The organism is Comamonas sp. GCA5 (genome assembly GCF_036541385.1).
GTDB classification, from domain to species: domain Bacteria; phylum Pseudomonadota; class Gammaproteobacteria; order Burkholderiales; family Burkholderiaceae_C; genus Comamonas; species Comamonas aquatica.
Map to the genome: position 1 here is coordinate 1 of NZ_JAZHFR010000012.1, position 20407 is coordinate 20407.

Genomic DNA, 20407 nt, shown 5'->3' on the forward strand with positions numbered 1-20407 from the left:
GCGCAGCTGCCGCGCCTGGTCGCCTGCGGCCTGCAGCGCCTGGCGCAGTTGGGCCAGCTGCTGCAAGGCGGCCTGGTCCTGGCGGTCCAGGCTGCTGGCCTGCAGGGCCTGCTGCAGGCCGTCAATGGCCTGGTGGGTGGCGGCGATGTGCGCGCCCAGGTCGGCCGCATCCTGGGCCTCGCTGCTGAGCAGCGCCGCCTGGGTGCGCACGATGTTGACCTGGGAGAGTGCGCTCCATTGCGAGGCCTGGTCCAGGCGCTGTGACAGCAGGCTGTCCTGCTGGTTGAAGCGGCGCTGGTGGGCGGCCGAGTTGTAGCCGGCATGGCCGACGATGAGGATGGCGCCCAGCACGATGCTGGCAACACCGAGCCATAGCTTCTGAGTCACACCGATGTGCTTCATTGCAGCCCCTTGGGTCTGGTCGTGGGGTGGCCGTCGCAGGGCGGGGCCACGTGATGGTTGGCGTTGCGGGGGAGGTCGTGCCGTGCGCACGGCGCGGGTGGGCGGTGGCGCCGGCAGGCTGCGCCAGGGGTGCTGGGCGGCTGCAGTGGTTAAAAAGCACGACCGTGCGAAACGCTAGTTGAAACCAGATGTTAATGCTTTCGTATTGGGACATACGCGCATTGCTGGCACCGCCGGTTGGGTGGCGAGAACGCCTGGGGTGGGGTTTGGCAAGCCCCGAAATCAAGCTTTGCGCAGCTTGTGGCGCAGACGGTTTTCGCCCGGGGATGTGCAGATAATGGGCCGCATCCCATCCCGATGCCCGCTGTGGATCCACCCATGCATTTGCGCTTTCTCGCCCCATTGCACGTCTGTCTCAAGCTTGTCCTGCGTGCTGCCTGCCTCTGTGCCGTGGTTGCAACGGCGGTGCAGGCGCAGCCCGCGAAGCCCATCACCCAGGACGAGCTGCAGGCCCGTTTGCAGGAGGCCAAGGCCCAGCCGGAACTGGGGCACAAGCTCTACACGCTGGGCCGCAAGGTGGCGGCGGTGTGTGCGAATTGCCACGCCGACCAGAACGGCAAGGCGATTCTGGAAGTGCCTTATCTGGATGGGCAGAACCCCGCCTACCTGGTCGAGCAGATCCGCCAGTTCTCCCAGGGGCTGCGCAAGAACACCTTCATGGAAGGCATCCTGAAAGCCATGAGCCGCGACGAGATGGTGGGCATGGTGCTGTTCTACGAAAAAGAGCCCCTGCCGGCGCGGCCACCCAAGGACGCGGCCCTGGTGGCCCAGGGCAAGGCCTACTTCGAACGCATCTGCGTCAACTGCCATGGCACCGACGGGCGTGGCAACGAGCGCCTGCCGCGCATCGCCGGCCAGCACACCGGCTATGTGCAGATGACGCTGACGCGCTACCGCGAAGGCAGCCGCGTGCGCTCGGACCCGAACATGGCCTTCGTGACCAAGGGCATGAGCGACCAGGACATCCGGGCCGTGGCGTCCTACCTGGCGACCATGCCCTAGCCACGGGTTTGCTTGCAGACCCTGTCCGCCGCGGTGCGCACTGGCCGCAGGGGCTTGTGGCCCTGCGCTGCGGCGCGGCCGGGCACAGCGGGTGCATACTGGGCACCCATCTGATTTGTGTCCGAACTTTCCATGACAGTGGCTGCTGCGCCGATTGGCGTTTTTGACAGCGGGATCGGGGGTCTCAGCGTGCTGCAAGCGCTGCGCCACGAGTTGCCGCACGAGCATTTTGTCTACCTGGCCGACAGCGGCAACGCACCCTATGGCGAGCGCGGCGATGCCTTTGTGCAGGCGCGCACGCACGCCATCGCCCAGTACCTGCGCGAGCGCCATGGCATCAAGGCCCTGGTGATTGCCTGCAACACCGCCACGGCGGCGGCGGTCGAGTCGCTGCGCATGGCCATGCCGGACCTGCCGTTGATCGGCGTGGAGCCGGCCATCAAGCCGGCGGCGCTGTCCAGCCAGACCCACCAGGTGGGGGTGATGGCCACGCGCGGCACGGTGGAAAGCCGGCGTTTTCACAAGCTGCTGCAGGAGCACGGCCAAGGGGTGCAATTCCAGGTGCAGGCCTGCGATGGGCTGGCGCGTGCGATCGAGCAAAGCGCGCTGCAAACCCCTGCAGCGGTGGATGGCGAGACTTCAGAAATTGAAGCACTGTGCGCCCGCTACACCAAGGCTTTGGGGCATTTCGGCCTGAAAACGGGTGAGATGGACACCCTGGTGCTGGGCTGCACCCACTACATCTTCATCAAGGACGAGCTGCGCGCCCTGCTGGGCCCTGATGTGCAGTTGATCGACACCGGCGCCCCCGTGGCGCGGCAGACCCGCCGCCTGCTGGCCCAGGCCGGCCACCTGCGTGCCGAGCCTGGCGAGGCTGCAGCCCTGGCGGGGGCCGAACAGATTCAGCTGATGACCACGGGCAGCCTGCCCGCCTTGCAGGCCGCTGCCGCACGTTGGCTGGCGCTGCCCGCCAGCTGCTGTGCCAGTGTGGCGGTGCCGGATTTGACCGTGCCTGCGGCGCTGTAGGTGCGCCTGCTTCGGCTGTCTTGCTGGGTTTTCAAAAAGCAGAGCTGCCAGCGCTGGCCCCATCAGCGCTGGAGGTGGTTTTTACTCAATCCATGCAGGCGCCAGCAGGGGCGGCTGATGACCACGGGCAGTCTGTCCGTTTTGCAGGCCGCCGTCGCCCGCTGGCTGGCTGGCTAGCTGGCGCTGCCCGCCAACTGTTGTGCGAGCGTGGCAGTGCCGGATTTGACCGCACCAGCGGCGCTGTAAGTGCCTGGACCGACTGCCTTGCTGTGTTCTCAAAAGTAGAGCTGTCAGTGCTGTTTCTATGAGGGCTGGAGGTGGTTTTTACCCTCAATCCGTGCAAGCACCTGCAGGGTCGACTGATGACCACGGGCAGCCTGCCCGTTGTGCAGACCGCTGCACGCGCTGGCTGGCGCTGCCGCTAGCTGTTGTACCAGCGTGGCGGTGCTGGATTTGGCCGCACCCGCCGTGCTGTAGCTGCTGGGGCCGGCTGTCTTCCTGGTTCTTAAAAAACAGAGCTGGCAGCGCTGAATCCATCATGGCTGGAGGTGGTTTTCACCCTCAATCCATGCAAGCACCAGCAGGGCCGGCGGATGACCATGGGCAGCCTGCCCTTTTTGCAGGGCGCCGCCGCCCGCTGGCTGGCGTTGCCCGCCAGCTGCTGCGCCAGCATGGGGGTGCCGCACCTGACCGCGCCCGTTGTGCTGTGGGTGCCTGCACCAGTTGCCTTCCTGGGTTTTCAAAAAAGCAGAGCTACCAGCGCTTGCTGCATGCGCGCTAGAGCTAGTTTTGATTTTCAACCTCTGCAGACCCCGGTGGGACTGAGTGCTCTTAGGTTCTCAAAAAGCAGAGCTGTCAGCGCTTGCTAAATAAAGGTTGGAGGCAGTTTTTGCTCCCAAGCACAGCGGACAGCGGAGCCGGCTCTGGCTCACTGGGGGTGCACGCCGGGCAGGAAGTCGATGCCGGTGCGCTGCACCAGCTCGGCGTAGCTGATGGGCTTGCTCACACGGGCGTCGTCGCGGTTGGCCTGCCAGTGGGCCCAGGCGCGGTTGGTGCTGGCGTCGTAGACCAGCTTGTACAGGTAGCTGGGCACGGCCACGTGGTTGTCGCCCACGGTGCCGGGCTGCCCCTCGTACACCGGGCCGGTGATGATGAAGACATCGCCCTGGGCGCGGCTGGCGTACTGGCGCGTGTCCTTTTCAATCCGGGCCCAGGGGCCGCTGTTCTGCTTGATGGACTGGGGCACCATGTTGGCCAGCGAAAAGCTTTGCGCCATGGCCTGGGCTGTGGGCATGTCGGCCGCCGGGGCCATGTGGCCGCGCGAATAGCCGGAGCCCTTGTAGTCGTTCAGCTCGGCGCGCTCGGCCCGGGGCAGGCGGGCGTCGGCAAAGAACTTGTTGGTGCGCTTTTCGTCGGCATCGTCCACCAGGGAGCGGTTCATGCGCTGGGCCACGAACATCGGGGTGCGGGTGTTGCCGTTGTGCAGGATGGCAAACGCGTCGTAGCACAGGTCGCGCAGCTTGGGCTGGGTCGCGACGGCCGGTGGCTGGCCGGCGGCAAAGAACTGTCGGCAGTCCTGAAAGCCGGCGCGGGTGGCCTGGGCCGCGGGGGCCGGGGCGGCCGATCCCGGGCGGGCGGGCGCAGGGGCCTGGCTGGCGGTGGGGGAAGAGTTGCCCAGACAGGCGGTCAGCAGGGCTGCCCCCAGCACGGAGGTGGCCCAGGCGCGTGCACTGCGCGCCGAAAACTTGTCGAAAATCACTGGAATCCCTTGCTGCCCCTAAGGCAGGTGTTCATCTATCAATAGCAAGGATTGGAGCAGTTTTCGACAAAAGGTTCCGATGAATGGTTATCGGTGGGGCAGGGACCGCGGATTAATTGCCATCCCAGCTGGCGCTCCAGCGGTCGTCCCAGCTGTGGCGCGCGCGTTCGATATCGCGGCGGTCACGCTTGGTGGGGCGTCCGTCGTGGTGCTGGGCAATGCTGGCGGCCGGCTCGGGCGCCAGGCGGCGTTCTTCGGCCAGGCGTGCGCGCTCGGCCAGGCTGTCGGCGGTTTCACGGTACAGCTGTTGCGCCACCGGGGCCGGCCCGCGCATCGCGCTCAGGCCCAGCACCTGCACCGTGCGGGGCACCTGCCCCTGGCGCAGGGCAATGGTGTCGCCCACGCGCACTTCGCGCGAGGCCTTGGCCGCCGCCAGGTTCACCGTCACGCGGCCCTTGCTGATCTGTTCCACGGCCAGGCTGCGGGTCTTGTAAAAACGCGCTGCCCACAGCCATTTGTCCAGTCGCATGGAAGAAATTTCACTCATGCGTTGATTGTCGGGGATACCGTGTGGGCTGGGGAGGGCGGTCAGACCCGCCGTGCGTGGCAATCCGGGTTTGTACCGGCTGTGCCGGGGCCGATGGACGGGATGATGCGGCAGCCCCGCAAGCTTGATCCTGCGCAGAATCCCGGGTGCCCGCTGGTGGCAGCCTGTGGGCGGGCGTAGGCTGGGCGGTGGAACCAAGATCAGAGGCTTTGATATGACACAAGAGGGTGCTGTGCCAGTGGCACAGCCTGGGTCGGACGGTGCGCCGCAGGGTGCCCGCCGGCAGGTGGAGGTGGGACAGGTGGCCGTAGGGGGCGCGGTGGCGCTGCTTGCCCTGGCATTGGCCTGGGGCGGTGGGGCATTGCCTGCCGTGGCCCAGGCGGGCGACGATGGCGGGCCGCGCTTGCTGCCCTGGCTGTGTGCCGGCGTGCTGCTGCTGTGCGGCCTGTGGCTGGTGTGGGAGGCCTGGCAGGGGGGCTGGCGCCAGATGCCACCGTCCAGTGGCGGGCGCCCGCAGATCACCGCGGCGGTCTGGGTGGTGGCCGGGCTGCTGCTGCCGGCCCAGCTGATCACGCAGACCGGGTTTGTGCCGGCTGCGGCGCTGGGCTATGTGCTGGCGGTGCAGGGCCTGCGCCGTGCCGACCGGCAGGGTGAAGGGCTGCAGGCCCGGCGCCTGGCGGCGGACCTGGGCGGGGGCGTGGTGGTGGCAGGCGGTGTCTATCTGCTGTTCACCCGCGTGCTGGGCGTGACGCTGCCGGGCGGGAGCTGGCCATGGATGTGATGCACGCCTTGTGGCAAGGCCTGGTGCTGGCCAGCACGCCGGAGCACCTGATGTTCGCCCTGGCGGGCTGCCTGCTGGGCACGGCCCTGGGGGTGCTGCCGGGGTTCGGCCCCTCGGTGGCGGTGGCGCTGCTGCTGCCCATGACCTTCCATGTGGGCATCACCGAGGCCTTCATCTTCTTCATCGCGATTGCCTGCGGGGGCATGTACGGCGGCTCCACGGCCTCCATCCTGCTCAATACCCCCGGGGAAAGCGCCAGCATGGTGACGGCCATGGAAGGGCACCGCATGGCCCTGAATGGCCGCGCGGGCGTGGCGCTGGCCACGGCGGCGATCGGCTCGTTCATTGCCGGCACCCTGGCGTCGCTGCTGGTGGTGTGGGTGGCGCCCTGGGTGGCCGGGGTGGCCCAGGGGCTGGGCCATGCCGAGACCTTCATGCTGATGGTGCTGGCCTTCGGGGCAGTCAGCGCGGCCGTCGGCAAGAGCACGCTGCGTGGGGTGACGGCCTTGTTTGTGGGGCTGGCGCTGGCCTGTGTGGGTGTGGAATCTGTCAGTGGCGTGGAGCGGCTGACCGGTGGCTGGTCGGCACTGACGGACGGGGTGGACATGGTGCTGGTGGCGGTGGGCCTGTTTGTCGTGGGGGAGGTGCTGTATTCGGCCCTGTACGAGCGGCGGGTGCACACCACCCTCAACACCGTGGGGCGCTTGCGCATGTCCCGCCTGGACTGGAAGCGCTCCTGGCGCCCCTGGCTGCGCGGTACGGTGATCGGCACACCGTTTGGCTGCGTGCCCGTGGGGGGCATCGACATGCCAACCTATGTGAGCTACGCCGCCGAGCGCTACATGGTGCGCCCGGCTTACCGCGAGGAGTTCGGGCGCGAAGGGGCGATCGAGGGGGTGGCCGGGCCCGAGGCCGCCAACAACGCCACGGTGACGGCGGCGCTGATTCCGCTGCTGACCATGGGCATTCCCACCAGCAACACCACGGCGGTGATGCTCGGGGCCTTCAACAACTACGGCGTGTTCCCCGGGCACCAGCTGTTCGGTAGCGGCCAGGTGCTGGTGTGGACGCTGATTGGCTCCCTGTTCATCGGCAACCTGATGCTGCTGGTGCTGAATCTGCCCATGGTGCGCATGTGGACCTGGATGCTGCGCATTCCGCGGCCCCAGCTGTATGCCACCATGCTGGTGCTGGCCGCCGCCGGGGTGTATGGCATGCGGCACAGCACGGTCGACTTGCTGCTGCTGTTCGGCTTTGGCCTGCTGGGGGTGGTCATGCGGCGCTTCGACTTTCCCTTCACCCCCCTGGTGGTGGGGCTGGCCCTGGGGCCACAGGCCGAAGTGCAGTTGCGACAGGCCCTGGCCGTGGGGCATGGCAGCTTCAGCATCTTTGTGACGCGCCCCGGTTCGCTGGCGCTGCTGGTGATTGCGTTGCTGCTGGTCGTCATGCCGCGCCTGCTGCAAGGCTGGGCCCAGCGGCGCATGGCCCAGGCGCGCGAGCTGGAATGAAAAAAGCCACCGCTGGCGGTGGCTTTCTGTGCGGGTGTGGCCCGGGCTTATTTCAGGCCCAAGATCCAGGTGGCCAGCTTCTGCGCCTCGGCCTCGCTGACCTGGTTGTTGGCCGGCATGGGGATGGGGCCCCAGACGCCGCTGCCGCCCTTGACGATCTTGGCGGCCAGCTTGTTCACGGCATCGCCCTGGCCGGCGTATTTGTTGGCCACGTCCTTGTACGACGGCCCCACCAGCTTCTTCTCCACCGCATGGCAGGCCATGCAGTTCTTGGCCGTGGCCAGTGCCTGATCGGCCAGCGCGGGGGCGGCCACCGCCAGAGTCATCGCCAGGGTGATCAAAGAACGCTTCATCGCTACACTTTCTTCTGGTTGGAGGGGTGCTGTCCATTTTAGGTGCAGCGTCATCCGGGTGGGGCTGCCGTGTGTGAACGCGCGGTGAACAGGAGTGACAAAACATGTGGCTGTTAACAATTGCGGCGGTGCTGGCGGTGTGCAAGGTGCTGGCGTTCCTGGGGATGCTGGAGGTGGCGTGGCTGGTCGCCCTGTCGTGGTGGTGGGTGATCGGCGCGTTCGTGCTGACCGCGGCCTGGTTTGCCTACGCCGACCATTCCGGGCTGAGCAGCCGCAAGGCCATGGAGCAACTGGCACGGCGCAAGCAGGACCGCCTGGAGGCGCAGCGCGACCTGCTGCGCAACCGCACGCGGCGCAAGCGCTGAGGGCAGGGGTCGCAAATCGCGACGCCTGGGGCCGCTGGCCTGCGGGGCATCACGTACCTGTCGATGGACGGTGGTGGGCGATAATGGTGCGATAGGCTTTCGACAGCCTTGAGACACCAACCAACGACCCGCTCCACCATGCCCGCATACCGTTCCAAGACTTCCACCGGCGGCCGTAACATGGCCGGTGCCCGCGCCCTGTGGCGTGCCACTGGCATGAAAGATGGCGACTTCGACAAGCCCATCATCGCCATTGCCAATTCGTTCACGCAGTTCGTGCCCGGCCACGTGCACCTGAAGGACCTGGGTCAGCTGGTGGCGCGCGAGATCGAGAAGGCCGGCGGCGTGGCCAAGGAGTTCAACACCATCGCTGTGGACGACGGCATCGCCATGGGCCACGACGGCATGCTGTATTCACTGCCCAGCCGTGACCTGATCGCCGACTCGGTCGAGTACATGGTCAACGCCCACTGCGCCGACGCGCTGGTGTGCATCTCCAATTGCGACAAGATCACTCCCGGCATGCTGATGGCCGCCATGCGCCTGAACATTCCGGTGATCTTCGTCTCCGGCGGCCCTATGGAAGCCGGCAAGACCAAGCTGGCCAACCCCGACACCAAGGTCATCGAGTTCAAGAAGCTGGATCTGGTGGACGCCATGGTGATTGCTGCGGACCAGCGCTATTCCGACGCCGAAGTGGCCGAAGTGGAGCGCTCGGCCTGCCCCACTTGCGGTTCCTGCTCGGGCATGTTCACCGCCAACTCCATGAACTGCCTGACCGAGGCACTGGGCCTGTCCCTGCCCGGCAACGGCACCGTGGTGGCCACGCACGCCGACCGCGAAGCGCTGTTCCTGAGCGCCGGCCGTCGCATTGTGGAACTGGCCCGCCAGTACTACGAAAAAGACGATGCATCCGTGCTGCCGCGCGCCGTGGGCTTCAAGGCCTTTGAGAACGCCATCACGCTCGACATCGCCATGGGCGGCTCCACCAACACCATCCTGCACCTGCTGGCCATCGCCCAGGAAGCCGGTATCGACTTCACCATGGCCGACATCGACCGCCTCTCGCGCGTCGTGCCGCAGCTGTGCAAGGTGGCGCCCAACACCGCCAAGTACCACATCGAAGACGTGCACCGCGCGGGCGGCATCATGGCCATCCTGGGAGAGCTGGCCCGCGCCGGCAAGCTGCACACCGATGTGCCCTCGGTGGCCGGTGGCAGCATGGCCGAGGTGCTGGCCAAGTGGGACATCACCGTCTCGCAAGACGAAGCCGTGCGCAAGTTCTACATGGCTGGCCCTGCCGGTATCCCCACGCAAGTGGCGTTCAGCCAGAACACCCGCTGGCCCAGCCTGGACCTGGATCGCGCCGAAGGCTGCATCCGCTCTTATGAGCATGCGTTCAGCAAGGAAGGCGGCTTGGCCGTGCTGACGGGCAACATCGCCTTGAACGGCTGCGTGGTGAAGTCCGCCGGCGTGGACGAATCCATCTTGGTGTTTGAAGGCACGGCCCACGTGGTCGAGTCGCAGGACGAAGCCGTGGAGAACATCCTGGCCGACAAGGTCAAGGCCGGCGATGTGGTCATCGTGCGCTACGAAGGCCCCAAGGGCGGCCCCGGCATGCAGGAAATGCTCTACCCCACCAGCTACCTCAAGTCCAAGGGCCTGGGCAAGGCCTGCGCGCTGCTGACGGACGGCCGTTTCTCCGGCGGGACCTCGGGCCTGTCGATTGGTCACTGCTCGCCCGAAGCGGCGGCCGGTGGCGCCATCGGCCTGGTGCAGAACGGCGACAAGATCCGCATCGACATCCCCAACCGCACCATCAACGCCCTGGTCAGCGACGAAGAGCTGGCCCGCCGCCGCGAGCTGCAGAACGCCAAGGGCTGGAAGCCCGCCAACCCACGTCCGCGCAAGATTTCCGCGGCGCTCAAGGCCTACGCCAAGCTGGTCACCAGCGCCGACACGGGCGCGGTGCGCGATTTGTCCCTGCTGGACGACTGAGGCGCCTCGGCGCCGGGTCTGCACAAGCCGCTGTGAACCAGCGGCTTTTTTTCATCGCCGGCCGCCAGGGCAGGTGGGGGGCACAACGCCAGTCAGGTCACGCGGGGGCCATCTTTCGGGGGCGTGGATAGCTCATTTAAACGTAGCTATTTGCGCATATGTAAAAAGGGATTGGTAATGAAAGCACTTTCAAATCGTTGTTTTGAATACGTTTGCAGCTATGTTTTATGAATCGGTGTCGGGGCTGAAGGCAGCGTGTTGCAGGTTGGGGGTCAGAGGGCGTCGCCGCGGGTGGCGGGCAGTGATGGCCGGCATGCTGGCATGGGCGGTGGGCACTGTGCCGGCGCTGGCCCAGGAATTTCCGCACAGGCCCGTCAAGCTGGTGGTGCCGTTTGCAGCGGCGGGTTCTACCGACATCGTGGCGCGGCTGGTGGCCGATGCCCTGCAGGGGCCGCTGGGCCAGCCGGTGTACGTGGAGAACAAGGCCGGCGCCGGTGGCGTGCTGGGGGCCGAGGCGGTGGCCCGCTCCATGCCCGACGGCTACACCCTGGGCCTGGGCTCCATCAGCACCCTGGCGGTCAATCCGGTGGTGCTCAAGGCATCGCGGGTGCAGCCGCTGCAGGACTTCGCCATGGTGGTGCCGCTGGCGTCGATTGCCTCGGTGTTCTCCGTGCCTGCCAGCCTGCAGGTGCACGACTTTGCGCAGTTCCTCAAACAGGCGCGCCTGCAGGGCGATGGCTGGGCGGCGGGGTCTTCGGGCGTCGGGTCGGTAGGCCACGTCATCCTGGAGGCCTTGAACGCCGACCTGGGGTTGCAGCTGCGCCACATCCCGTTCAAGGGTATGGGGCCGGTGATCAACAGCACGCTGGCCGGGCAGACCCAGGTGCTCAGCGACCAGTACCCGTCTTCGGCACCGCACATCCAGACGGGCCGGCTGGTCCCTGTGGCCGTGGCGGCCAGGGAGCGCCTGGCCGATCTGCCGCAGGTGCCGACGCTGGCAGAACTGGGCTACCCCGAACTCAATGCGCTGGCCATCACCTGGTTTGGCCTGGTCGTACCTGCCGGCACGCCAGCGCCCGTGGTGCAGCGCCTGAACCGGGCGGCCAACCAGGCGCTGCAGCAGCCCGCTTTGCGCGCCCGCCTGGCGCAGCTGGGGGTGACACCGCTGGGGGGCACGCCCATCCACCTGGAGCACCTGGTGGCCCAGACCACGGCCCAGGTGCGGGCGCTGGTGCAGCAACGCGGCATCAGCGACGGATCGCCGTGAAGCACGGCGCTCCAACAGCCTGGCACCCATGAAAAAAGCGCCCACAAGGGGCGCCGATGCGAAAGAGTGGGGGCAGGCCGTCAGGCTGCGGCACCCATCTGGGCCTGCAGGTAGTTGGGCAGGCCGATCTTGTCGATCAGGCCCAGCTGCTTTTCCAGCCAGTAGGCGTGGTCTTCCTCGGTGTCCTTGAGCTGGGCCAGCAGCAGGTCGCGGGTCTGGAAGTCGTGGTGCTGCTCGCACAGCACCATGGCGGCGCGCAGGTTGTCACGCACCTGGTATTCCACCGCTAGATCCTTGCGCAGCATGGCTTCGACCGTGTCGCCGGGCTCGAAGGCATGGGGGCGCATGTCGGGCTTGCCGCCGAGGAACAGGATGCGGCGCAGGATGACATCGGCGTGGACGGTTTCCTCTTCCATTTCGTGGTGGATGCGTTCGTACAGGCGCATGAAGCCCTGGTCTTCGTACTGGCGCGAATGGATGAAGTACTGGTCGCGGGCTGCCAGTTCGCCGCGCAGCAGCGCGTTGAGGCAGGAGATGACGTCGGGATGGCCTTGCATGGTTCTTGTTCTTCAAAAGTGAGCGATGGCCGCAGTATGGCGGCAACCCCACCGGCTGCCAAATGGCCGGACGCTAATCCCCCGCTGTAGCGGATTGCATGCATGCGAAACGCAGAATCATTCGCGATGGTGCCGGCTGCCGCCTCTGCGTCTTTTGGTGGTCTCTGCCTGCGGCACAATGCATGGCATGTTGATGTACCCACAGATTGATCCCGTGGCCCTGCAATTGGGTCCGGTTGCCATCCACTGGTATGGCCTGACGTACCTGGCCGCATTCGGATTGTTTCTCTGGCTGGGCGTGCGCCGTCTGCAGCACCCGCCGTTCAACCGCATGCAAGGGCCCACGGCCTGGACACGCCGGGACGTGGAGGATCTGCTGTTCCAGGGGGTGGTGGGCGTCATCATCGGGGGGCGCCTGGGGTATTGCCTGTTCTACAAGCCTGCCTACTACCTCAGCCATCCGCTGGAAGTTTTCGCGGTCTGGGAAGGCGGCATGAGCTTCCATGGTGGCCTGCTGGGCGTGATTGCCGCCATGCTGTGGTTCGCCTACCAGCGCAAGCGCTCCTGGTTCCAGGTGGCCGACTTCGTGGCACCGTGTGTGCCCACGGGCCTGGCGGCCGGGCGGATCGGCAACTTCATCAATGGGGAGCTCTGGGGGCGCTTTGCCAGTCCCGAGCTGCCTTGGGCGATGGTGTTTCCGCAAAGCGGCTCCATGCTGCCGCGCCATCCCTCGCAGATCTACCAGTTCCTGCTGGAAGGCTTGCTGCTGTTTGTGCTGCTGTGGCTGTACGCGCAGAAAGAGCGCAAGCCAGGCCAGGTGGCTGCGGTGTTCCTGATGGGCTACGGCGCCTTCCGTTTTATTGCCGAATATTTCCGCGAGCCCGATGCCTACCTGGGCATTCTGTCCCTGGGCATGAGCATGGGGCAGTGGCTGTGCGTGCCCATGGTGCTGGGGGGCGCAATCCTGTGGGTCTGGGCTGCACAGCGCAAGCCCCAGGCCTGAACCTGCGCGCGGTCGATTAACCTGCAGAAAGAGAGTCCGGTTTGCCAGACAGGCGTACGTGTTTGCAGTGGACGGCAGCCCTGGCGGCATGGCCGTCCGTGCGCGAGCCCTGGGCACAGACGGCCGCCGTGGCGCGCAAGGGCCCTGCTGTCTGGCCGACGGCCCCGGTGACCCTGGTGGTTCCCTTCCCTGCCGGCGGCACCACGGCCTTGCTGGCCAAGCAACTGGTCAAACCCTTTCAGCAACACACCCAGCAGAGCTTGCGCCTGCAGTACCAAAGCGGCGCTGCAGGGGTGCAAGGAGCGGCATATGCCGCCAGTGCACCGCCGGATGGCAAGCACCTGCTGATGGGGGGCAGCAACCTGGCCGTGGCCCGCGCCTTGGCTGGCGATGAAGACTTCGACCTGATGGAGGACCTGCGCCCGCTGGCGCTGGTGGCGCGCGTTCCGCTGGTGTTGCTGGTCAATCCGGGTCGCATGCGTTCGCGGACTGCGATGGAGTGGTTGTCAGACCTGGGGCGCAAGCCGATGTACTACCGCATGGCCTCGGCCGGCCAGGGCTCTTCCAGCCATGTCTATGCTGAAATCTTGCGCCAGCAGGAGGCCTTGCGTTTCAAGTTCGTGCATTTCCGAGGGGCCGGACCTGCCTTGCAGGATTTGCTGGCCGGCTCGGTGGACATGATGATCGATGGTGTGGTGTCCTGCCTGCCGCATGTGCGCAGCGGCCGTTTGAAGGCCTTGATGGTGTCGGGCAATGAACGGGTCGCCTCCCTGCCCGATGTGCCCTGTGCGACCGAATTGGGGGTGCATGCCATGGACCGTGTGGCCTGGTATGGCCTTTTCGCGCCCAAGCAACTGCCGGACAGCCGCGCGGCCGCGATTGTGGACGTGCTGCGGCAGCTGGGTGCCGATCCGCAACTGAAGTCGAGCCTGGCCGATCTGGGTATTGGCTGGGGCGGGCTGTACGGCGAGGCTTTTGAATCCATGGTGAAAGAACAGACCCTGGAGTGGGCCCAGCGCATGAAGGCCTTGGGGCTGCAGAACATTTTGCAAAAAATCCGGAAGAGGGCTGAACACCGTGGGGCATATTCAGGCACAGCCGCTGCAGGATGCAGCGGGCAACAGCACCGGGATCTGGCAGGTTGAGATCTGCCATCCAGGCAAGCTCAATGCGATGACACGCGCGATGTGGCGCCAGCTGCGCGAAGTTTTTGAACGGCTGCAGCACAACCCGCGGGTGCGTTGTGTCGTGGTGCAAGGCGCGGGCGAGGCCTTCTGCGCCGGTGGGGACATTTCCGAATATCCGGCATTCCGGTTCGATCCGGTGCAGCTGGAGGTCTTCCACGAAGAGGAGGTCTGGGGCGGTTTGCAGGCGATGCTGGCGTGTGATGTGCCCATCGTGGCTAGCATTGCCGGGGCCTGCATGGGTGCCGGGGTGGAGATTGCCAGCTGCTGCGATGTACGCCTGGCCGCCGACAACGCGAAATTCGGTGCACCGATCGCCAAGCTGGGCTTTCCCATGGCGCCCAAGGAGGCACAGTTGGTGTTGGCGGCCCTGGGCATGCACACGGCCAGGCGCATGCTGCTGGAGGCGGCGGTGCTGAATGCACACGAGGTGGCTGCTGTGGGTTTTATGGCCCCGCCAGTCCCGGTGGAGCAGCTGCCGCAGCTGGTGCAGCGCACTGCCCAGCGTATTGCCAGCCTGGCCCCCCAGGCTGCGCGCCTGAACAAGCAGACCCTGCGCAGCCTGGTGTGTGGTGAAGTCGTGCCCTCACCCTATGCGTACGCCGCAAGCGCCGAGCACCAGGAAGGCATCACCGCTTTCCTGGCCAAGCGGGTGCCGAATTTTGGCTAGGCCAGGGTCTGTTGGGGCAAGGCCCAGAAAGCGCTTGACGTGATGCGGAATGGTTCGGAATCTGGCCTTTCAACGGCGTGGGAGATGCCCATAGGGCGGTTGCTGGCCCAGTTTGCAGATGTGCCCGGCGCGGCGGTGTGGGTGATGCTGCCGTCACCGACCATGCGTGCCGTGATCCACGCGGCTGTGCGGCATGCGGGCTTGCACGCCATTGATGGCCCCGAGGTGTTGCGGCAGGAGGAGGTGCGCGATGCGCTGGCACAGGCCTCGCCTGCGGTGGTGGTCTGTCCGCCCGAGGTATTTGGCTGGGTGTCCAAGCTCGCGTTCTTGCAGGGCTGCCGTGCCGTCTACACCTGTGGGGAAGATGGCGCGGGAACCTTGCTGGACCGTGCCGCGCACTTCGTCACGGCGGCTGGGACCTGAACGCAGGCCGCATGGATGTAAAAAAGGGATCCCCGGGGATCCCTTTTTTGTGGGTGGCGCAGGGGCCGCAGCTCAGCGCAGCACCAGCACCGGCACTTCGGAGTGGGTGAGTACGTGCTGTGTCTCGCTGCCCAGCAGCAAGCGCTTAAGGCCTTTGCGGCCATGCGAAGCCATGACGATCAAATCGGCATTTTGCTTGGCGGCGGCCGAGATGATGGATTCTGCAATCAGGTCGGATTTGGCCACGCTGGTCTTGACGGTGACGCCAATTGCCTTGCCGTCGGTTTTGATCTTGTTCAGCACGGCCTGGGCCTGCTCGGTCCATTGTGCTTCGATGCGCTTGATTTCCGAGGGATCCACAGTGGCGCCGCCTTCCAGGTAGCTGCGGGGATAGCGCGGCACCACCTTGAGGGCGATGAGGGTGGCCTGGTTCATCTTGGCGATGGACAGGGCGTGGCTGACCGCCTTGTCGGACAGGGGGGAGCCATCGGTTGCGACCAGAATGCGTTCGTACATTGCTTATCTCCAAGTTGTCGTGTGGATAGTTTCCAGCATAGTTTTTGCCACAGGTTAGGCCTTGATGTAAGTCAATGTGTGTAAGGGTGTTCATGGATACTCTCGCACCATGTCCCAAGAGCATCCTCGGCCAGCTTCCGAACCGGAAGAAACGGCGCCCAGTCGCGACTTTCCTGCTGTTGTCGGTGAACTCCATTTGCTGGACGATCCTGCGGAATGGGACAGCTTTGGCAAGCCGCTGGCAGCTGTGCCGGGCCAGTCCTACGTGCCGCAGGATGTGGAGGTCTGGGACTCGCACATCGCCCTGGATGGCATGTACTGCGCGACCTGCGCGCTGACCATCGAAGATGCGCTGCGGGCCGTGCCGGGCGTGGAACGTGCCGAAGTGAGCGCCGCCGCCAAGCGTGCCCGCGTGGTGTGGCGCCCAGCCCTGGTGCTGCCTTCGCAATGGATGGCCGCGGTGCAGAAGGCGGGGTACAAGGCTTTTCCTGCCCGTGATGCGGTGGCGCGCGAGATCCGGCTGGCACAGCACCGCAAGGCCTTGTGGCGCTGGTTGCTGGCCACCTTTTGCATGATGCAGGTCATGATGTACGCATGGCCGGCCTACGACGCGCAGCCCGGCGATTTGTTGATGGAGTTCGAGCGTCTGCTGCGCTGGGCTTCCTGGGTGATTTGCATTCCCATGCTGATTTTTGCCTGTGGGCCCTTCTTCAGCGGTGCCTGGCGGGACCTTCGTCGGCGGCGCGTGAGCATGGACTTGCCCGTGGCGCTGGGCATGATCATCACGTTCATCGTCAGCACGATCGGTACCTTCGCGCCGGAAGGGATTTTTGGTCAAGAGGTGTTCTACGACTCCCTGACCATGTTCGTCAGCTTTTTGCTGGCCGGGCGTTGGCTGGAAGTGCGCCTGCGTGATCGCACCGCCGGGGCCTTGGATGCGGTACTGAACCGTTTGCCGGACAGTGTCGAGCAGCGCCAGGCCGATGGCAGTTTTGAGCGCGTGGCGCTGCGCCGCATTGCCGCGGGGGATGTGCTGCGCATTCTGCCGGGCGAGGCCTTTCCGGTGGACGGCGTCATTGTGCGGGGGCGCACCCAGGCGGATGAGGCCTTGCTGACCGGGGAGTCGCGGCCCGTGTCGCGCGCCGAGGGCGAGCGTGTGATTGCCGGGAGCTACAACCTGACTGCGCCGGTCGAGTTGCGCGTTGACTGCGTCGGGGCGCAGACCAAGTTTGCCCAAATTGTCGAGTTGATGGAGAGCGCCTCCACGCAAAAGCCGCGCTTGGCGCAACTGGCCGACAAGGTGGCTGCGCCGTTCCTGGTGGTGGTCCTGGGCTTGGCCTTGCTGTCCGCTGTGTACTGGTGGCCCACCGATCCGGGGCATGCCCTGATGATCGCGGCGGCCGTGCTGATCGTGACGTGCCCCTGCGCCCTCTCGCTGGCGACGCCCGTGGCCATGCTCACGGCAGCGGGGACCCTGGCGCGCCATGGGATTTTGGTGCGCAACCTCCAGGGGATTGAAGCGCTGGCGACGGCCGATACCTTGGTTTTCGACAAGACGGGCACGTTGACGCGTGATGGCCTGCAGGTGGCGCGCATGGAGGTGGGTGCAGCTGGCGATGGGCGCGCCTTGCAGGGCCTGGCGGCCGCGGTGGCGCTGCAATCACGCCACCCCGTCTCCAGGGCTGTGGCAAGTTTTGGTCAAGCCTGGGCGCACAAGTGGCAGGTGCTGGAGGTGGAAGAGCTGGCAGGGCAGGGCTTGCGTGCCTGTGTGCAACCCGTCGGTGCCGCGCAGCCTGCGATGTGGGTGCGCCTGGGCTCGCACGCCTATGCCGGGGCTCCCGGGGTGGTGCAGGCCGTGCAGGCTGTCTATCTTGCACAAGAGGCACAGTCACCCTTATTGACGCCGCTCGCTGTCTTTGAGTTGAGCGAAGGCCTGCGCGCAGAAGCCGCAGCTGTCGTCGCCGCGATGCAGCGCAGTGGCCTGCATGTGCAACTGCTGTCCGGCGATGGGCCGCAGGCTGTGGCCCGGATCGCGCAGGAGGTGGGGATTGGCGATTTTGTGGCGGAGTGCTCGCCACAGTCCAAGCTTGCACATATCCGCGCAATGCAAGAGGATGGGCGGCATATTGCGATGGTGGGAGACGGCCTGAACGACGGACCGGTGCTGGCGGGGGCCAATGTGTCGTTCGCTTTTGGGCGTGCCGTACCTCTGGCGCAGGCGCGCTCGGACTTTGTGGTGCTGAGCGACAACCTGGAGCTGGTGTGGCAGGCGGTTTTGCTGGCGCGCAAGACGCTGCGCATCGTGCGCCAGAATCTGCTGGGTTCGGCCTTGTACAACGCACTGTCGATCCCGCTGGCCATGGTGGGATGGATGCCCGCATGGCTTGCGGGCCTGGGCATGGCATTGAGCTCGCTGCTGGTGGTGCTGAATGCCGCGCGCCTGGCCAAGCCTGTGTCGTTGCAGCCGGCTGCGCCGCAGGTGTCGCCGGTTTCTCCCTCAATGCCGGCCACGGCCTAGGCGGTTGTTTTCATGGAAATTCTGTATTTGCTGATTCCCTTGTCCGTGGTGCTGGTGCTGCTGATCGCTGGGGGGCTGTGGTGGGCGATTTACCGCGGGCAGTTTGAGAGCGTCGAGCAGGAGGCTGAACGCATTCTTCGAGACGATTGATGTTTGTCAACAACACCCAGACCATAACAGTGAACACTTTCGACTGCATATTAAGAGGTGCCCGATGGATTCTCTAAAAACCAGTGCTGCACACTACAACGACACCGTAGTGCGACAGTTTTCAATCATGGCCGTCGTGTGGGGGGTAGTAGGCATGTTGGTCGGCGTTTTTATCGCCGCCCAATTGGCTTGGCCCGAACTCAACTTCGGAATTTCTTGGCTTAGCTTTGGGCGTCTGCGTCCATTGCATACAAACGCGGTGATTTTTGCGTTCGGCGGATGCGCCTTGTTCGCAACGAGCTACTACGTGGTGCAGCGTACCTGCCAAACCACATTGTTCCTGCCCAAGCTGGCAGCCTTCACCTTCTGGGGTTGGCAGCTGGTGATTGTGGCTGCAGCCATTTCTCTGCCACTGGGCTTTACCTCGGGCAAGGAATACGCTGAGCTGGAATGGCCCATCGACATCCTGATCACCCTGGTGTGGGTGTCCTACGCGATTGTGTTCTTCGGAACGATCGGTACGCGCAAGGTCAAGCACATCTATGTGGCCAACTGGTTCTTCGGCGCCTTCATCATCGCGGTGGCACTGCTGCACGTGGTCAACAGCGCTGCTGTGCCTGCTGGCCTGATGAAGAGCTACTCGGCCTATGCTGGCGTGCAAGATGCCATGATCCAGTGGTGGTACGGCCACAATGCGGTGGGCTTCTTCCTAACCGCAGGCTTCCTGGGCATGATGTACTACTTCATTCCCAAGCAGGCGGGCCGTCCGGTGTACTCCTACCGCCTGTCGATCGTGCACTTCTGGGCACTGATCTTCACCTACATGTGGGCGGGCCCTCACCACCTGCACTTCACGGCACTGCCCAACTGGACGCAGTCGGTTGGTATGGTGTTCTCGCTGATTCTGCTGGCACCGTCCTGGGGCGGCATGATCAACGGCATCATGACCCTGTCCGGCGCCTGGCACAAACTGCGTGATGACCCTGTGCTGCGTTTCCTGATCGTGTCCCTGTCGTTCTACGGCATGTCCACGTTCGAAGGTCCGATGATGTCCATCAAGACCGTGAATGCGCTGAGCCACTACACCGACTGGACCGTGGGTCACGTGCACTCCGGTGCTCTGGGCTGGGTGGGTCTGATCACCATGGGTTCGCTGTACTACCTGATTCCTCGCCTGTTCGGCAAGAAGGAAATGCACTCCAAGTCGGCGATCGAGCTGCACTTCTGGATGGCCACCATCGGCATCGTGCTGTACATCGCTGCGATGTGGATTGCCGGTGTGATGCAGGGCCTGATGTGGCGCGCTGTGAATCCCGACGGTACTTTGACCTACACCTTTGTGGAAAGCGTGAAGGCGACGTATCCCTTCTATGTGATTCGTACGATCGGTGGCCTTCTGTACTTGGTCGGCATGTTGATCATGGCCTGGAACGTGTTGAAGACCGCTGCGTCTGGCCGCGCCGTGAAGGTGGCTGTGCCTGCAGTGCATCCTGCCCACGCCTGAGTACTAGGAGTCTGAAATGTCTGCAAACAACAACAAGGCCTCTGGTGGCTTCACCCACGAGAAAGTGGAAACCAGCAATTTCTTGATGATCGTCTTGATCTTGCTGGTGGTGGCTGTGGGGGGGCTGGTGGAAATCGTTCCCCTGTTCTTCCAAAAGTCGACGACCGAGGCGGTGCAGGGCGTGGAGCCCTACCCTCCACTGCAACTGATGGGGCGCGACGTCTATCTGCGTGAGGGTTGCTACAACTGCCACTCCCAGATGATCCGTCCTTTCCGCGCAGAAACCATGCGCTACGGCCACTACTCGGTGGCGGGTGAGTTCGTGTACGACCACCCCTTCCAGTGGGGCTCCAAGCGTACCGGTCCTGACCTGCACCGCGTGGGCGGCAAGTACAGCGATGAATGGCACCGTATCCACTTGAACAACCCTCGTGATCTGGTGCCCGAGTCCAACATGCCCGAGTACCCATGGCTGCAAAAGAACCTGGTGGATCACACCGTGGTGGCCCAGCGCATGTCTGCGCTGCGGACAGTGGGTGTTCCCTATACCGACGAGCAAATCGCCGGTGCAGCGGAGCAGATCAAGGGCAAGACCGAAATGGAAGCATTGATTGCTTACCTGCAGGGTCTGGGCACTGCGCTGAAGTAAGAAGGAGCGGGTTATGGATATCACCACCATGCGCATTGTTGCGACGTTGGCATCGCTGGCGTGTTTTCTAGGCATCTGGTGGTGGGCGTATGCCCGCCGTAACCAGGCCCGCTTTGATGAGGCGGCGCAGCTGCCTTTCCAACAAGACTGATTCTCTCCACCAGA

The 20407-nt window shown here is 64.9% G+C and carries 22 protein-coding genes; 16 read left to right on the forward strand and 6 right to left on the reverse strand.

Annotated elements, in window-relative coordinates:
- Positions 1-402, reverse strand: a 402-nt coding sequence (locus tag SJH88_RS04725; protein ID WP_479680500.1) for an MCP four helix bundle domain-containing protein, incomplete at its 3' end; no start/stop codon positions are given.
- Between the two features lie 450 nt (positions 403-852).
- Here SJH88_RS04725 and SJH88_RS04730 point away from each other — a divergent pair.
- Both SJH88_RS04730 and murI read left to right on the forward strand, forming a co-directional pair.
- Positions 853-1464: a c-type cytochrome gene (locus SJH88_RS04730; RefSeq protein ID WP_274753741.1), complete on the forward strand. Its 612-nt coding sequence runs from the start codon at positions 853-855 to the stop codon at positions 1462-1464.
- Between the two features lie 132 nt (positions 1465-1596).
- Entirely contained in the window at positions 1597-2490 is an 894-nt protein-coding gene (murI, locus tag SJH88_RS04735; RefSeq protein WP_274753778.1) for a glutamate racemase, read from the forward strand.
- 928 nt (positions 2491-3418) lie between these two features.
- Here murI and SJH88_RS04740 read toward each other — a convergent pair.
- Positions 3419-4180: a DNA/RNA non-specific endonuclease gene (locus tag SJH88_RS04740; protein WP_420921718.1), complete on the reverse strand. Its 762-nt coding sequence runs from the start codon at positions 4178-4180 to the stop codon at positions 3419-3421.
- Between the two features lie 181 nt (positions 4181-4361).
- A complete protein-coding gene (locus SJH88_RS04745) occupies positions 4362-4796 on the reverse strand; it encodes an RNA-binding S4 domain-containing protein (protein WP_274753742.1) in 435 nt (144 codons plus the stop codon).
- 214 nt (positions 4797-5010) lie between these two features.
- On the opposite strand from SJH88_RS04745, the gene SJH88_RS04750 reads away from it, so the two are divergent.
- Complete coding sequence (locus tag SJH88_RS04750) at positions 5011-5577, forward strand: tripartite tricarboxylate transporter TctB family protein (protein ID WP_274753743.1); 567 nt, start codon at positions 5011-5013, stop codon at positions 5575-5577.
- The gene (locus SJH88_RS04755) at positions 5568-7085 is read left to right on the forward strand and encodes a tripartite tricarboxylate transporter permease (protein ID WP_274753744.1); all 1518 of its coding nucleotides are present in this window, start codon (positions 5568-5570) and stop codon (positions 7083-7085) included. The genes SJH88_RS04750 and SJH88_RS04755 overlap by 10 nt, the downstream gene beginning before the upstream one ends.
- A 47-nt stretch (positions 7086-7132) precedes the next feature.
- On the opposite strand, the gene SJH88_RS04760 is transcribed toward SJH88_RS04755, so the two are convergent.
- On the reverse strand, positions 7133-7438 hold the full coding sequence (locus SJH88_RS04760; protein WP_043382243.1) for a c-type cytochrome: 306 nt from the start codon (positions 7436-7438) through the stop codon (positions 7133-7135).
- A gap of 104 nt (positions 7439-7542) precedes the next feature.
- On the opposite strand from SJH88_RS04760, the gene SJH88_RS04765 reads away from it, so the two are divergent.
- From SJH88_RS04765 to SJH88_RS04775, 3 genes are all read left to right on the forward strand, one after another.
- A complete protein-coding gene (locus SJH88_RS04765) occupies positions 7543-7803 on the forward strand; it encodes a TIGR04438 family Trp-rich protein (protein WP_042413447.1) in 261 nt (86 codons plus the stop codon).
- A gap of 138 nt (positions 7804-7941) precedes the next feature.
- A complete protein-coding gene (gene ilvD / locus SJH88_RS04770) occupies positions 7942-9801 on the forward strand; it encodes a dihydroxy-acid dehydratase (RefSeq protein WP_274753745.1) in 1860 nt (619 codons plus the stop codon).
- Positions 9802-10114: 313 nt separating this feature from the next.
- Entirely contained in the window at positions 10115-11068 is a 954-nt protein-coding gene (locus SJH88_RS04775; protein ID WP_274753746.1) for a Bug family tripartite tricarboxylate transporter substrate binding protein, read from the forward strand.
- 80 nt (positions 11069-11148) lie between these two features.
- Here the strand turns inward: SJH88_RS04775 and bfr are convergent, their stop codons facing one another.
- Entirely contained in the window at positions 11149-11625 is a 477-nt protein-coding gene (bfr, locus tag SJH88_RS04780; protein ID WP_042413438.1) for a bacterioferritin, read from the reverse strand.
- Positions 11626-11812: 187 nt separating this feature from the next.
- Here bfr and lgt point away from each other — a divergent pair, with 187 nt between their 5' ends.
- The 4 genes from lgt (at position 11813) to SJH88_RS04800 (ending at position 14905) form a co-directional block, all read left to right on the forward strand.
- The gene (lgt, locus tag SJH88_RS04785) at positions 11813-12628 is read left to right on the forward strand and encodes a prolipoprotein diacylglyceryl transferase (protein WP_274753747.1); all 816 of its coding nucleotides are present in this window, start codon (positions 11813-11815) and stop codon (positions 12626-12628) included.
- Between the two features lie 62 nt (positions 12629-12690).
- Entirely contained in the window at positions 12691-13773 is a 1083-nt protein-coding gene (locus tag SJH88_RS04790; protein WP_274753748.1) for a Bug family tripartite tricarboxylate transporter substrate binding protein, read from the forward strand.
- 28 nt (positions 13774-13801) lie between these two features.
- A complete protein-coding gene (locus tag SJH88_RS04795; protein WP_420921717.1) occupies positions 13802-14482 on the forward strand; it encodes an enoyl-CoA hydratase/isomerase family protein in 681 nt (226 codons plus the stop codon).
- Between the two features lie 84 nt (positions 14483-14566).
- Positions 14567-14905, forward strand: a complete 339-nt coding sequence (locus SJH88_RS04800) for a hypothetical protein (RefSeq protein ID WP_274753785.1) — start codon at positions 14567-14569, stop codon at positions 14903-14905.
- Between the two features lie 72 nt (positions 14906-14977).
- Here SJH88_RS04800 and SJH88_RS04805 read toward each other — a convergent pair whose 3' ends face one another.
- Positions 14978-15421 (reverse strand): universal stress protein, encoded by a 444-nt coding sequence (locus tag SJH88_RS04805; protein ID WP_042413426.1) that lies wholly within the window; start codon positions 15419-15421, stop codon positions 14978-14980.
- A 109-nt stretch (positions 15422-15530) separates the two neighbouring features.
- On the opposite strand from SJH88_RS04805, the gene SJH88_RS04810 reads away from it, so the two are divergent.
- From SJH88_RS04810 to SJH88_RS04830, 5 genes are all read left to right on the forward strand, one after another.
- Positions 15531-17939 carry a heavy metal translocating P-type ATPase gene (locus SJH88_RS04810; RefSeq protein ID WP_274753749.1) on the forward strand — a complete coding sequence of 803 codons (2409 nt, stop codon included), beginning with the start codon at positions 15531-15533 and terminating at the stop codon, positions 17937-17939.
- A gap of 12 nt (positions 17940-17951) precedes the next feature.
- On the forward strand, positions 17952-18089 hold the full coding sequence (gene ccoS, locus SJH88_RS04815) for a cbb3-type cytochrome oxidase assembly protein CcoS (protein WP_042413423.1): 138 nt from the start codon (positions 17952-17954) through the stop codon (positions 18087-18089).
- Between the two features lie 64 nt (positions 18090-18153).
- The gene (gene ccoN, locus SJH88_RS04820) at positions 18154-19593 is read left to right on the forward strand and encodes a cytochrome-c oxidase, cbb3-type subunit I (RefSeq protein ID WP_274753750.1); all 1440 of its coding nucleotides are present in this window, start codon (positions 18154-18156) and stop codon (positions 19591-19593) included.
- 16 nt (positions 19594-19609) lie between these two features.
- A complete protein-coding gene (gene ccoO / locus SJH88_RS04825; RefSeq protein WP_043382217.1) occupies positions 19610-20242 on the forward strand; it encodes a cytochrome-c oxidase, cbb3-type subunit II in 633 nt (210 codons plus the stop codon).
- Positions 20243-20255: 13 nt separating this feature from the next.
- The gene (locus SJH88_RS04830; protein WP_081770684.1) at positions 20256-20393 is read left to right on the forward strand and encodes a cbb3-type cytochrome oxidase subunit 3; all 138 of its coding nucleotides are present in this window, start codon (positions 20256-20258) and stop codon (positions 20391-20393) included.
- Positions 20394-20407 lie beyond the last annotated feature (14 nt).